At 60.8% G+C, this 13,834-nt stretch carries 12 protein-coding genes; 7 read left to right on the forward strand and 5 right to left on the reverse strand.

Going from position 1 to position 13,834, the window contains the following annotated elements; genetic code table 11:
• Positions 1-52: 52 nt before the first annotated feature.
• A complete protein-coding gene (locus V6R85_RS00285; protein WP_003508979.1) occupies positions 53-712 on the reverse strand; it encodes a glutathione S-transferase family protein in 660 nt (219 codons plus the stop codon).
• Between the two features lie 82 nt (positions 713-794).
• Positions 795-1,310 carry a MarR family transcriptional regulator gene (locus V6R85_RS00290; RefSeq protein ID WP_111835055.1) on the reverse strand — a complete coding sequence of 172 codons (516 nt, stop codon included), beginning with the start codon at positions 1,308-1,310 and terminating at the stop codon, positions 795-797.
• A 141-nt stretch (positions 1,311-1,451) separates the two neighbouring features.
• Between V6R85_RS00290 and V6R85_RS00295 the strand changes: the two genes are divergently transcribed.
• From V6R85_RS00295 to V6R85_RS00310, 4 genes are all read left to right on the forward strand, one after another.
• Entirely contained in the window at positions 1,452-2,981 is a 1,530-nt protein-coding gene (locus V6R85_RS00295) for an MDR family MFS transporter (RefSeq protein ID WP_031234516.1), read from the forward strand.
• Between the two features lie 257 nt (positions 2,982-3,238).
• Positions 3,239-4,255, forward strand: coding sequence for a ligase-associated DNA damage response exonuclease (locus V6R85_RS00300; protein WP_162686152.1), 1,017 nt, complete (start codon positions 3,239-3,241; stop codon positions 4,253-4,255).
• 1 nt (position 4,256) lies between these two features.
• Positions 4,257-5,882: a cisplatin damage response ATP-dependent DNA ligase gene (locus V6R85_RS00305; RefSeq protein ID WP_112958699.1), complete on the forward strand. Its 1,626-nt coding sequence runs from the start codon at positions 4,257-4,259 to the stop codon at positions 5,880-5,882.
• A gap of 174 nt (positions 5,883-6,056) precedes the next feature.
• Entirely contained in the window at positions 6,057-7,022 is a 966-nt protein-coding gene (locus V6R85_RS00310; protein ID WP_107675229.1) for an alpha/beta hydrolase family protein, read from the forward strand.
• Positions 7,023-7,060: 38 nt separating this feature from the next.
• Here V6R85_RS00310 and V6R85_RS00315 read toward each other — a convergent pair whose 3' ends face one another.
• Together V6R85_RS00315 and V6R85_RS00320 are read right to left on the reverse strand one after the other, a co-directional pair.
• Positions 7,061-7,843: a glycosyltransferase family 32 protein gene (locus V6R85_RS00315; protein ID WP_162686151.1), complete on the reverse strand. Its 783-nt coding sequence runs from the start codon at positions 7,841-7,843 to the stop codon at positions 7,061-7,063.
• 154 nt (positions 7,844-7,997) lie between these two features.
• On the reverse strand, positions 7,998-10,697 hold the full coding sequence (locus tag V6R85_RS00320) for a heavy metal translocating P-type ATPase (protein ID WP_112958700.1): 2,700 nt from the start codon (positions 10,695-10,697) through the stop codon (positions 7,998-8,000).
• Positions 10,698-10,863: 166 nt separating this feature from the next.
• On the opposite strand from V6R85_RS00320, the gene V6R85_RS00325 reads away from it, so the two are divergent.
• Both V6R85_RS00325 and V6R85_RS00330 read left to right on the forward strand, forming a co-directional pair.
• Positions 10,864-11,772, forward strand: coding sequence for a L,D-transpeptidase (locus V6R85_RS00325; RefSeq protein ID WP_060723910.1), 909 nt, complete (start codon positions 10,864-10,866; stop codon positions 11,770-11,772).
• A gap of 155 nt (positions 11,773-11,927) precedes the next feature.
• Positions 11,928-12,653: a L,D-transpeptidase gene (locus tag V6R85_RS00330; RefSeq protein WP_111834916.1), complete on the forward strand. Its 726-nt coding sequence runs from the start codon at positions 11,928-11,930 to the stop codon at positions 12,651-12,653.
• Positions 12,654-12,708: 55 nt separating this feature from the next.
• Here V6R85_RS00330 and V6R85_RS00335 read toward each other — a convergent pair whose 3' ends face one another.
• Positions 12,709-13,167, reverse strand: coding sequence for a MarR family winged helix-turn-helix transcriptional regulator (locus V6R85_RS00335; protein WP_111834915.1), 459 nt, complete (start codon positions 13,165-13,167; stop codon positions 12,709-12,711).
• A 191-nt stretch (positions 13,168-13,358) separates the two neighbouring features.
• Here V6R85_RS00335 and V6R85_RS00340 point away from each other — a divergent pair, with 191 nt between their 5' ends.
• Complete coding sequence (locus tag V6R85_RS00340; RefSeq protein ID WP_003509379.1) at positions 13,359-13,781, forward strand: organic hydroperoxide resistance protein; 423 nt, start codon at positions 13,359-13,361, stop codon at positions 13,779-13,781.
• Positions 13,782-13,834: the final 53 nt, after the last annotated feature.

Below are 13,834 nucleotides of genomic sequence, written 5' to 3' on the forward strand. Positions count from 1 at the left end.
GACAAGCACAGGAATGAGGGCAGAGAGACACGCTGGCGGAGTGTTCTCCCGCTCAGGCCGCCTCGGCCGCGCGGGTATCCCACATCGTCTTGAACGCCGTGCGGGTCTGGCAGCGGTCCAGCCAGGCTTTCAGCGCCGGATGGGCATCGAACAGCGGCTTGTGGCCCTGTGCGTAACGAACGATTTCCGCGGCGTTGAGATCGGCCACGGTGAAACGGTCGCCCACCAGGTATTCGTGGCTGGAAAGGTGCTGCTCCAGCACCCGGAAGGGACGCTTCAGCAGGCGGGCGGCAACATCGATCACCGCCTTGCCGCTATCGCTTTCCGACAGGCCTTCGGCGATCGCGGAGGAAATCTTCAGCGAATTGGTTTCGATTTCGGTGGCGGCAAAGAAGGACCATTGCAGCATCGCCGCATCTTCTTTCAAATCGACCGGCGCAAGCGGTCCGCCATATTTGCGGGCGAGATAGAGGTTGATGGCCATGGATTCGTAAAGCACCATGCCGTCATCCTCGATGCAGGGAATGGTGCCCATCGGGTTGACGGCCAGAAAATCCGGGGACAGCGTGTTGAGCGGCGCATCCGCAGCCAGCGGATCGGCAAGACGGCGGGCCTGTATGACCGGCACATGTTTGAATTCTATGCCAAGTTCCCCTGCCAGCCACAACGTGCGCGTGGCGCGGGAACGGTAGACACCGTAAATCGTCAACATCGAAATTACCCCTTCAACCTGTCAGATGGCGGCACGTTACGGTCTAGCCCTTTTAAAGTGAAGCTGCGGATCGCAGGGTCAACTATGATTTTTTCTGATCCGTCAGGAGGTCCGTGTCCGGCGACAGCCGGCATTCGAAACGGTCGATGAACCGCTCGAACAGGCGGGCGAAAGTCTCCACATCCTCCGCCGGCCAGCCATCCATTACATCCTCGATGACGCTCATCTTGGTCCGGCGCATTTCCTGCAAAAGACTGGTGCCGAGCGGCGTGATCTCGACAATGCTGCGGCGGCCGTCTTCTTGGGAAACGCCGCGTCTCAGCAGGCCGCGCCCCACCATATCCGCCACCACACGGCTGCCCCGCGAGGGATCGATGCGCATGCCCTCGGCAATCGCACCCACGGTAACGTCGCCTTCCGCCCGGCGCAGAATGTCGAGCACGTCGATATGGGAAAGTTCCAGACCCGGAGCGAGCTTGGCAAGCGCCATGCGGCCGATGATGCGGCGGCCGATCATGATGCGCATGCGCGTCATCGTATTGCCGATCCGCTTGATGTCCTCGGGCAGATCCTCGTTCCAGTTTTCTTCAGTCGTCACGCTTCATCGTCCCTTTCGATGCAATTTCCCGATCACATTTAGCGGCATTAGCATAGATGTCAAAAACTTGCCATTGACATATATATGCTGATAGCACACAAATTGCCGCAGTAAAACCGCCGTAAGCCAACGAGATTTTTCATGGATATGTCCACCGCCCCCGTGGCGCCGCTTGTGTCGGATCATCGGCGCAGGCTCATCGTCTTTCTGTTTCTGATGCTGGCCATGTTCATGGCGACCCTCGACAACCAGATCGTATCGACAGCACTGCCCACCATCGTCGGTGAATTCGGCGCGCTGGAGCGTTTCGGCTGGATCGGCTCGGCCTATCTTCTGGCGACCAGCGCGGTCATGCCGGTTTATGGCAAGCTCGGTGATCTGTTCGGCCGCAAATATGTGATGATCGCAGCGGTTGTCATCTTCACGCTTGGCTCGCTGGCCTGCGGGCTGGCCTGGTCGATGGATTCGCTGATTGCGGCCCGCGTGCTGCAGGGGCTTGGCGGCGGCGGCATTATGGTATCGATCTTTTCCGTCAATGCGGATCTGTTCGAACCGCGCGAGCGCGCCCGTTACCAGAGCTATTCCAGCCTCACCATCATGGCGTCTGGCAGTGTCGGCCCGATCCTCGGCGGCACGATGAGCGACCTGTTCGGTTGGCGGTCGATCTTCCTCATCAACCTGCCGCTCGGCATTATCGTCATTGCAGGTCTGGCGCTGATGCTGCCCTATCGCCGTCCGGCCCGCCAGCCGAAGATCGATTATCTCGGCGCGGTCCTCTTGGCGGCCACCATTGCCAGTGTGGTCTTCTGGGCAGACAGCAGCGAATTGTTCGGCTCGCTGATCGCAGGCCCCAGTCTCGGCATCATCGCTTTCGCCGTCATCGCCGCTTTCCTCTGGGTGCAGGTGGAACGCCGCGCGCCGGAACCCGTCGTGCCGCTCAGGCTCTTCAAGGACAGCACCTTTCCGCTCTTGATGATCGTTTCGCTGACCAGCGGCGGCATCGGTATCGGCATGGTCAATTATTACGCCCTGTTCCTGCAGACCACGACCGGGCTTTCGCCTTCCCATGCCGGCCTGTTCTTCATCGCCGTCACCGGCGGTATCGTCATGGGTTCGCTTTCAGCCGGGCGGCTGATTTCGATCACCGGCGTCTACAAGCCCTTCTCGGTGGCGGGTCTCACCATCAACCTCATCGCCATGCTGCTCTTCACGCAGATGCATGCAGGAACGCCGCTTCCCCTGATCGCCGCGTTGATGCTGGTGCAGGGTTTCGCCGTTGGCCTCGGCCAGCAGGCGCCGATCATCGGCGTGCAGAATTCCGCGCCCAAGGCGGATATAGGTGCGGCGAGCGGCGCGGTGACGCTGACCCGCATGGGCGGCGCGGCCATCGCCATCTCGGTCTATGGCGCCATCGTATCATCGAGCCTCAGGGGCGTGGCCGTCGATATTCCCGGTGTCGGCAAGATCGAGGAGCTGACGCCGAAAATCCTCTCCGAACTTCCCGCCGCCTCACAGGCCGCAGTCGCCTCGCTTTATTCGGATGCCTTCACTCCACTCTTTTTCGCCGCGGCCGCCACCGCCGCCATCGGCCTTGCGGCGGCGCTGATGTTGAAGCCGGTGCGGTTGCCAGCAGCGGTGCAGGCAAAGCCGGCGGAAGAGGCGGCGGAGTAGGCAGGTAGGCAGTTGTGAACGCTGGTTTTGTGCTGAAACCTCTCCTCCGTCATACCGGCCTTGTGCCGGTATCCAGTCAGCCCAAGTCCTTGGGCTGAGAGCTCTTCCCGCCGCGCAGACGCGCGGCTGCTAGATTCCGGCTCAAGGCCGGAATGACGGGAGATGCTTGCTAAACAAAAACACCGCCACTGGAAATTTAACGCCCGTTTCGCGTTATTCTCGCAGCACTTTACATTCGCGCGGGCGGCCCTATCTCAATGAATATGAAGCCGGAACAGCTGTTGAACTCCACGCCCAAGGGTCTTTATTGCCCGGCGGGCGATTTTTACATCGATCCCGTCCGCCCGGTGGCGCGGGCGCTTATCACCCATGGCCATTCCGATCACGCCCGCGCCGGCCATGGCGCGGTGCTGGCCACGCGCCAGACGCTCGATATCATGCGCATCCGTTATGGCGAGGATTTCTGCGGCAGCGAGCAGGCGGTCGCTTTCGGTGAAACGGTGGATGTCAATGGCGTGACGGTGGGTTTCCATCCGGCGGGCCATGTTCTCGGCTCCGCACAGATCTCCGTGGAAATGAACGGCCTGCGCATCGTCGCCTCGGGCGATTACAAGCGCGGCATCGACCCTACCTGCGCGCCCTTCGAGACGGTGCCATGCGATGTCTTCATCACAGAGGCCACCTTCGGCCTGCCGGTGTTCCATCATCCGCTGCCGCGGGTGGAAATCGGCAAGCTGCTCACCTCCATCAAACAATTTCCCGAACGCACCCATCTGGTCGGGGCTTATTCGCTGGGCAAGGCGCAGCGCGTCATTCGGCTGCTCCGCGACAACGGTTATTCCGATCCCATCTATATTCACGGCGCGCTGGCCAGACTTTGCGATTATTATGTCTCTGAGGGTATCGATCTCGGCGATCTGCGCCCCGCGACGCTCGAAAAAAGCGATCCTTCCGCCTTCAAGGGCGCGATTGTCGTCGGTCCGCCCTCGGCGTTTCAGGAACGCTGGGCGCGCCGTTTCAACGAGCCGCTGATTGCCTTTGCGTCCGGCTGGATGATGGTGCGGCAGAGGGCAAAGCAGGGCGGTGTGGAACTGCCGCTGGTCATATCAGACCATTGCGACTGGCCGGAACTTCTAGAGACGATCAAGGAAATTTCCCCGCAAGCCGTCTGGGTCACCCATGGCCGTGAGGAGGCGCTGGTGCGCTGGTGCGAATTGCAGGGCATTGCCGCCAAGCCGCTGCATCTTGTCGGTTACGAGGATGAGGGGGATTGAAATGAAAGCCTTCGCCACGCTTCTCGATCGCCTCGTTCTCACCCCGTCGCGCAACGGCAAGCTGAAGCTGCTGACCGATTATTTCCGCGATACGCCCGATCCCGACCGAGGTTACGGACTGGCGGCAATTGCCGGTACGCTCGACCTCAAAAGCGTCAAACCGGCCCTGCTGCGTGAGCTGGTGCTGGAGCGGATGGATGAAGTGCTGTTCCGCTATTCCTATGATTATGTGGGCGATCTTGCCGAGACCATATCGCTGGTCTGGGGCAATATCGGCGGCGCTGATGACGCCGAGGCTCAGGACCCGCGTCTCGGCGAAGTCGTCACACTGATGAATTCACTCGGCCGCACGGAGGTGCGCGGCGCGGTGCGCGATCTGCTCGACCGGCTCGATACGTCCTCGCGTTTCGCTTTCCTCAAACTTGCAACCGGCAGCCTGCGCATCGGCGTTTCGGCGCGGCTGGCGCGTCAGGCGCTGGCGGATTTTGCGGGGAAAGACATCACCGAGATCGAGACCCTCTGGCACGGTCTGACGCCGCCCTATACGTCGCTTTTTGCGTGGCTTGAGGGCAAGTGGGACCGGCCGGTGCTGGCGACACCAGCCATCTTCCACTCGGTGATGCTGGCGACGCCGGTGGCCGATGGCGACCTCGATGCGCTGGACCCTGCCGACTATGCCGCGGAATGGAAATGGGACGGCATTCGCGTGCAGCTGTCCCGCGCCGGTGGGACACGAAAACTCTATTCCCGTTCCGGCGACGATATTTCCGGGGCCTTTCCCGATGTTCTGGAGGCGATCGATTTCGAAGGCGTGATGGATGGCGAGTTGCTGATCGGCGGCACGGCGCGGTCCAACAATCTCACCCGCACCTTTTCCGACCTGCAACAGCGGCTGAACCGCAAGACGGTGACGGCAAAGATGCTGGACGACTATCCCGCCTTCATCCGCGCCTATGACCTGCTGTTCGATGGCGAGAGCGATATCCGCGCGCAGACCTATCTGGAGCGCCGCGGCAGGCTTTCTGACATCATCGAACATGCGCCGCATGACCGTTTCGACCTATCGCCGCTGATCGGCTTTTCCAGCTGGACGGAGCTCGACACGCTGCGTGCCGCGCCGCCTGATCCTGTCATCGAGGGTGTGATGATCAAGCGCCGCGACAGCACCTATCAGGCAGGCCGCGCCAAGGGGCCGTGGTTCAAGTGGAAACGCGATCCCTATAATATCGACGCTGTCATGATGTATGCCCAGCGCGGCCACGGCAAAAGGTCGAGCTATTATTCCGATTTCACCTTCGGTGTCTGGGCAGAAGGTGAGGACGGCGAACAGCTCGTGCCCGTCGGAAAGGCCTATTTCGGCTTCACCGATGCGGAGCTGGAGGTGCTGGACAAGTTCGTGCGTGACAATACGGTCGAGCGTTTCGGCCCGGTGCGGGCGGTGCGCGCCACGCCGGATTTCGGTTTTGTGCTTGAAGTGGCCTTCGAAGGTATCAACCGCTCCACCCGCCACAAATCCGGCGTCGCCATGCGTTTCCCGCGCATTGCGCGGCTGCGCGCCGACAAGCTGCCGGCGGAAGCGGACAGGCTTTCGACGTTGGTCGCGATGATCGATGGTGCGGAGGGGTAGGGGGCTGCGCCGCTTCCCTCATTCCCGTGACTAGTGCAGGAGCAAGGAAAGTGTTTTGTCCAGAAATTGCCATGATGGCTGCGAATACATTGTTGTCATTCGCGAATCCGTGATTGGACAGCCTCCCGCCGCAGTGTTGAACTGCTGTTACAAGCATCCTCGTCAGGTGAACATATGGCAGACAAACGCTTTCTTTCCTCACCCTTCGGACAGGAAGAGAGCGGCCCGATCTCGCCGGGCATGACGCGGCGCAGAGTGCTGGCCGGCGCCATGGGGCTGTCAGCGGCGGTTATCCTGCCGCCCGCCGTGAAAGCGGGCATTCCCACACCCGAAGTTCTGCCGCTGGAAAGGCAGGATTATGCGGAGGCCCGCCGACGTTTCCACACGCATCTGCTGCGCAAGATGGCCGCGCCGGAAAAATCCTCGGTGCTTGGCACGCCGCCCGGGGCGGAGCGTGTCACCTATCCCGGCGGGCCGGATGGTTCCATCGAACTGGTCGCCTGGCTCTCCCATTATCAGCCGTCAAAAACGCTGAAACCCGCTGTGCTTTTCCTCCACGGCGGCAACGCCACCGGTGACGGCCACTGGGCGCTGATGAAGCCCTATTGGGAAGCGGGCTTCGTTGTGCTGCTTCCGTCCTTTCGCGGCGAAAACGGCCAGAATGGCAATTATTCCGGCTTCTACGACGAAACGGCGGATGCGCTGGCGGCGGCGGCCTATCTGGAAAATCTTCCCGGCATCGACAGAAAGCGGTTTTTCATCGCCGGCCATTCCAATGGCGGCACGCTGACGCTTCTGGCCGCCATGAGCCGCAAATTCCGCGCCGCCGCGCCCATATCCGCCGGTGTCAATTCATGGCGTTATTTCAACCGCTATAGCGACGAGATCTGTTTCGACGAAACCGACGAACGCGAATTCATCATGCGTTCTTCCGTCTGTTTCGGCCCCAGCCTCAAATGCCCGGCCTTGCTTTTGCGTGGCACGGAGGAGCGGCCCTTCGACGGCGATCACCAGCTTTTCGTGGATCGCGCCCTGACATCCGGCTTCAAGGTCGACAAAAAACTGCTGCCCGGCAACCATAATGGCGTGGTTCCGGGCGCGGTGGAAGAAAGCATCCGCTTTTTCAACGGTTTCGTCTAAACGCGATATTGCGCCGCTGCACGCGGGCGCATGGCGTCCTAGTTCTTGACGATGGACGTCTTGGCCTGCTCGGCCCACCATGCGCCGTCTTTTTTGTCGGCATATTGCGCGCGCTTGTTGGTGAATTGCCCCTGGGTGCACATCTCGCGGTAATTGCGAACCGGCAGCCCGAGTTCCTTGACGACGGCATGCACCACCGTCGGGCCGGTCATGTCATAGACGCTGACGAGCGTTCCCTCTTCAATATTCTGGGCAATACGATCGGCTATCAGCCTGAGCGCCGGGTGGCCGGGTTTTGATGCCATGAAGTAATTTGTGATTTCGCCGCTTTTCATGGCAATGAAAACGGCTTCTTCATCCGTGCCGATCACATCTTCCGGGCGCGCCGCAAAATTGGAATCGATATCCAGATAGATGCCGCCTTCCTGCAGAAGAACCAGAATACGCCAGAAATCCGCTTTGGCGGCGCCAACCTGCAATCGCCGGAAGGCATCGGCATAACGCCCGGGAAAATGCCGGTCGATATAGGCCTGGCACGCCTCGTCATCATGGTAGCGATATTCGAATTCCGGCGTCAGCCAGCGGTTGAACAGGAAATTCGCATAGATCGGCGTCGTTACCCGGTTGGAGTAATTCGTCTGCCAGATGATGCGCGGAATGGCTTTTTCCGATTTCGGGCTGCGTCTGGCAGGCTGATACTCCGGAAGCGTCTTTCTTCTGCCGGGCCGGATGAAGAGATCGATGGAGAAAATAACCTTGACGATGTTGCCGCCGATCTTGATCGCGCGGTACGCAATGCGGTTATAGCCAGTCTTAGCCAAGTTCAGCGCTCCTGCGCGTGGAATCGTTTGTCACGCGCGTGGGAAACGGCGGTACGCGGTATTTATTGGACGCAATTAGTTTGTCAATACGCTGAAAATGAGACCGGCCGAGCCCGGATTAACGAGGCTCGGCCGGTTTGGGAGAGGGCTGCGATCAGGCTTTGTTGCGGTTGAAATATCCAAGCAGCCGCATGGCGTTGGCGGTGACCAGAACCGTAGCACCTGTATCGGCGAAAACGGCGAGCCACAGGCCGGAAAGGCCGGTGACGGTCGTGACCAGAAATACCGCCTTCAGGCCGAGCGCGATCGTCACGTTCTGACGGATATTGCTCATGGTGGCGCGTGACAGGCCGATGAGGCGGGCGGCATCGCCGACATTGTTGCGCATCAGCGCCGCATCCGCCGCTTCCATCGCCACATCGGTGCCCGAGCCGATGGCGACACCGACGCTGGCCGCCGCAAGGGCAGGCGCATCGTTGATGCCGTCACCCACCATCACCACGGTCTTCTTTTCGGCAAGCTTGCGGATTTCCTCGACCTTGTTCTGCGGCAGGAGTTCGCCGCGCGCCTCAAGGCCCAGCTTGTTGCCGATGGCCTTTGCCGTGCGGGCATTGTCACCCGACAGCATCAGCGAAGAAATGCCCATCTCCTTCAGCGCTTTCACGCCTTCGGCAGCATCCTTGCGCGGTTCGTCGCGCATGGCGAAGAGGCCGCTTGCCGCCCCGCCGGCCATGACGACGGCCACCGTCTTGCCTTCGCTTTCCAGTGCGGAAATGCGGTCGGCGAGGTCCTTCGAAAGGGTGCCGACCTCCGTTGCAAAGCGCGGTGCCCCGATGAACAGGTCTTTTCCGCCGACATTGCCCTGCATGCCGCGACCGGAAATCGCCTTGATGTTGGAACCGGGCAGGGGCTTCACGCCCAGCTTTTCGGCGTGATTGACGATGGCGCGGGCGAGCGGATGGCTCGATTCATGCTCGATGGTTGCGGCTTGCGCAATCAGGTTGGCCTCGTTGCCGTCGAGCGCCACCACGTCGGTCACGACGGGTTCGCCGAGCGTCAGCGTGCCGGTCTTGTCGAAGGCGACGGTTTCGGTGCGCGCCAGCATTTCGATGACCGCGCCGCCCTTCACCAGCATGCCGTGACGTGCCGCAGCCGAAAGGCTGGAGGCTATCGCCGCGGGAACGGAGATGACCAGCGCGCAGGGGCAACCGATCAGCAGCAGAGCGAGACCGCGATAGATCCACGTATCCCAGTCGCCGAGGCCGGCGAGCGGCGGCACGATGATGGTGAGCACGGAGATCGCCACGATCAGCGGCATGTAATAACGCGAGAAGCTCTGGATGAAGCGCTCGGTCGGGGCACGCGCATCCTGCGCTTCTTCGACAAGCGTGATGATGCGGGCAATGGTGTTGTCTTCCGGCGCGCGGTCGACGCGGATGCGCAGCGAGCCGTCATGGTTGATCGAGCCGGCAAAGACGCGTGCGCCCTTTTCCTTGGCGACGGGAATGCTCTCTCCGGTCATCGGCGATTCGTCGACGCTGGACTGGCCTTCCATGACAACGCCATCGGCGGCGATACGGTCGCCAGGACGCGCCACGACCACCTGGCCGATGCGCACCTGATCGGCGGCAACCTGCCGAAGCGCGCCGTTTTCTTCCACCAGCGCCGTCTTCGGCAAGAGCGAACCGAGCGCCTTGATGCCGGAACGTGCGCGGGCGGCGGCGAAGCCTTCCAGCAATTCACCGACGGAGAAGAGCAGCACGACAATGGCCGCCTCTTCCGCCTCGCCGATGATGATCGCGCCGATGGCGGCAATCGTCATCAGCATCTCGATGGTGAAGACCGCGCCGAAACGGGCGGCATTGAAGGCGTTCTTCGCGATCGGGAAAAGCGTGACCAGCGTGGCGATGATGAAGGCATAACCGCCCCATGCGGGGAAGGTCAGTTCCGCCGCATAGGCAATGGCGACCAGAATGGTGCCGGTGAAGGTGTTGCGCGCCTTTGCTGTGCGCCACCAGACACCTTTTTCATCCGCGCCATGGGCATGGCCCACTTCCGCGCCCTGCGCTGAAGCCGCCGGAGCGGAACCATGCGAATGGCCCGCATGGTCGTGGCCGGAATGATCGTGGCCAGAATGGTCATGCTTGGAGTGGTCATGATCATGCCCGCTGCAGGACGCGTGATCGTGCCCGGAATGGTCATGATCTGAATGGTCGTGGTCGTGGTGATGCCCGCCGCACGACCCGTGGTCATGGTCGTGATCCGCCACTTTTTCGCGCGCGGACTTTTCCTGCGGCAGCAGGGCCGGTTTAAATCCGAGCTTGCGCAGCGTGTCCTCGATTTTTTCGACCGGGGTTTTGTCCTCGGCCAGCGAAAGGTTCAGCCGTTCGCGGGCAACCGAGACCTTGACGTCGCCAACGCCGGGCAGGCGGGAAAGCGCGGTTTCGATCTTCGCGGCGCAGCTGCCGCAATCCATGCCGCCGACCGAAAAAGTCAGCGCATTGTTCTTTTCAGCGGCCGTTTCGGCCTCGTCATGGTGGTGACCGCCGCAGGAGGAATGGTCGTGATGATCGGCCTCGACCTTTGCCTGGGGAGCCTTTTCGCGCGGCAGCAAAGCGGGTTTGAAGCCAAGCTTGCGCAGCGTATCCTCGATCTTGTCGACCGAGGTTTTCTGTTCGGCCACCGAGAGGTTCAGCCTTTCGCGGGCAACCGACACCTTGACGTCGGCAACGCCGGGCAGGCGGGAAAGCGCGGTTTCAATCTTCGCCGCGCAGCTGCCGCAATCCATCCCGCCGACCGTGAAGGTCAGTTCCTCCGATTCCCCGTTCAAACTGCCGCGTGTCGAAATATTCATGGTTTCGCTCCTGAATTCCAGTCGACAGTCAATCTGGCACCTCTAGCAACTAGAGCTTCAAGAGGAAAAATGCAGTTTTTCGATTTTTTTTGAAAAGCCGACGCCAGCTTCGCGCCAGCCGCACGGTTCATCATGCCGGTAGATTGGATTCCATGAAGCGGTTCAGATGATAGCACTCCTTTTGAAAAATGGTCGCCGGGCGGCCTCTCTGGTCGGGCTTGCGCTGCTGCCTCTAATGAGCGGCTGCCTTTTCGTGACGGATACGACCCGGATGGACCCTGACGTCTTCGTCAGGGAAACAGCGCCGGTGTTCAACTTCAATTCTGTCAGCTCCAATCGCCAGCCGGAACTGCCGCCGCAGCCGGGCCAGCTTTCGACGCGCCCGCCGGATCTGTTCAGAACCCGCTTCCATCAGGAATACGGCCCGCCGGTGCGCGGGCAGGGGCTTAATGCGCCGCAGGTGCAGGGTTTTAACGCGCAGCAGCCGCAGGGCCAGACGATGGCCTATGGCCTGCCCGTCTCCAACCCGCTGCATCGGGTCATGTATGGCCCTATCCGCGACGAGGACCGCTCGCTGCCCGCCATTCCCTATGGTCGCATCGATTCGCGTTATCTCCGGCAGGAAGTCAGTTACCAGACGGCGGAAGCGCCGGGCACCATCGTTGTCGATACAAGGCAGCATTTCCTTTACCTCGTGCAGTCCGGCGGCAAGGCGATCCGTTACGGTGTTGGCCTCGGGCGTGACGGTTATGCCTGGTCGGGCCGCGGCAAGATCCAGTGGAAGGCGAAATGGCCGCGCTGGACGCCGCCCGATGAAATGGTCAAGCGCCAGCCGGAACTCGCCTCCATCTCCGCCGCCAATGGCGGCATGACGCCTGGTCTCAACAACCCGCTCGGTGCGCGCGCGCTTTATATTTTCAAGGACGGCAAGGACACGCTTTACCGCGTGCATGGCACGCCGGACTGGCAGTCCGTCGGCAAGGCAACGTCCTCCGGCTGCGTGCGCATGCTCAATCAGGATGTGATCGATCTTTACGAGCGCGTGCCCCAAGGGGCGCAGATTGTGGTTATCTGAACACGTTCTAAAAGAAAGAGATATGGGACCCATTCCGCCAGCACCTTGTGACTGGCTTTTAGCGGTCGGTTAACTATTTTCGCAATACGCATGACACGGAACAAATGACGTACAACGGCGATATAGCCGTTCGAAATGTGGGACAAACCGGCCTTATGACAAGCACCGACACAGATCTTTCCAGACGCACCTTCCTTTCCCTTCTCGGCCTTTCCTCCGCTTCGCTTCTCGCAGGCTGCGCCTCATCGGGCACGGGAGACGCCATCCGCCAGCAGGCGAGCACCATCGGCAGCGATTTCCGGCAGATGTTTTCGCCGGGCGTCAGCGATGCGGAACTGGCCGTCATGTACGGCTCGGTTGAAGATGGCGGTTACGTCATTCCCGCCGTACCCTATCAGAAAATCGACCGGCGTTATTACCGCCAGCGGGTTGTCGATCCGACCGGCGAGCGCCCCGGCACGGTTGTTGTCGATACACGCTCGCGCTTCCTTTATGTCGTGGAGCAGGGCGGCAGCGCCATGCGTTACGGCGTCGGCATCGGCCGCGATGGTTTCGCCTGGTCGGGCGAGGGCGTCATCCAGTGGCGTCAGAAATGGCCGAAATGGACCCCGCCGGATGAGATGGTCGCCCGCCAGCCGGAACTGGTCAAATATTCTTCCAAGAATGGCGGCATGCCGCCGGGCCTGAAGAACCCGCTTGGCGCGCGCGCCCTTTATATCTTCCAGAACGGCAAGGACACGCTCTACCGTCTGCACGGCTCGCCGGAATGGAACTCCATCGGCAAGGCCGTTTCTTCCGGTTGCGTGCGCCTGATGAACCAGGACGTCATCGACCTCTACGACCGCGTGCCTCAAAAGGCCCGTGTGGTGGTCTGGCAATAAGCCGAAAACGCTTCGAATAAAAAGGCGGCCCTGTGCCGCCTTTTTCTTTTTTGGGTTAGGGCCGGGTGAGGCTGTCCTTCAGCGCATTCACCCGGTCGCGAATCTGCACCAGTTCCTCCAGCCCGCAGCCGGTGGCGCTGCCGATCGCCGCCATGATCTTCACGCCCTCTTTTTTGAGGTTCGCGCCCTTGGGCGTCAGGGCCACCAGCACCTGCCGCTCATCCATGGTGCCGCGCTTGCGGGTGATCAGCCCGGCATGTTCCAGCCTTTTCAGCAATGGCGACAGCGTGCCGGAATCAAGACCCAGCATTTCGCCAAGCGCCTTGACGGTGGACGTCTCCTTTTCCCATAGCGCCATCATGACCAGATATTGCGGATAGGTCAGCCCGATCGGGTCGAGCAGCGGCTTATAGGCGCGTGTGAAGGCGTGTGCCGCGCCATAAAGGGCAAAACATATCTGCTGGTCCAGCCTCAACAGGCTTTCCATCTTCTTCTCGTCGCCCTCTGCGTCCATTTTCGTGCTCCAAAATCAACCGGGGAGGGAACAATCAGCCCCCGCTTTCGGTTCCTGCCGCATGGATGCGCGGCGAAATTTCGTGAAAATTATCGCAAAAAACGATTTCGTATTCAATGTGCAAAATTATATTGCGCACAATTCAATTGTTCGCTATAAGAACTCAACACCAACCCGAAGGAGTAAATGTCATGCCCATTCTCTACACGACCAAAGCATCTGCCACCGGTGGCCGCGCCGGCAACGCCAAGTCGGAAGACGGCGTTCTCGACGTTACGCTGACCGTTCCGAAGGAACTGGGCGGCGATGGCGCCCGTGGCACCAATCCGGAACAGCTTTTCGCAGCCGGTTATTCCGCCTGCTTCCTGGGCGCGCTGAAATTTGTCGCCGGCAAGGAAAAGGTAAAGATTCCTGAAGACACGACTGTGACGGCAACCGTCGGTATCGGCCCGCGCGAAGATGGCGGCGGTTTCGGCATCGAAGTGTCGCTGAAGGCAAATATTCCGGGCGTCGAGCGCGAAGTCGCTGAAAAGCTGGTTGCTGCCGCTCACATCGTCTGCCCCTACAGCCACGCCATGCGCACCTCCACGGAAGTGCCGGTCTCGGTGGCCTGATCCAATCCGCGTAAGCTATTCCATGTAAGCAATGAGGCCGGGTTCATCCCGGC

This window comes from Agrobacterium sp. CCNWLW32 (assembly GCF_037083425.1).
In the GTDB taxonomy this organism is placed as follows: Bacteria; Pseudomonadota; Alphaproteobacteria; order Rhizobiales; family Rhizobiaceae; genus Agrobacterium; species Agrobacterium radiobacter.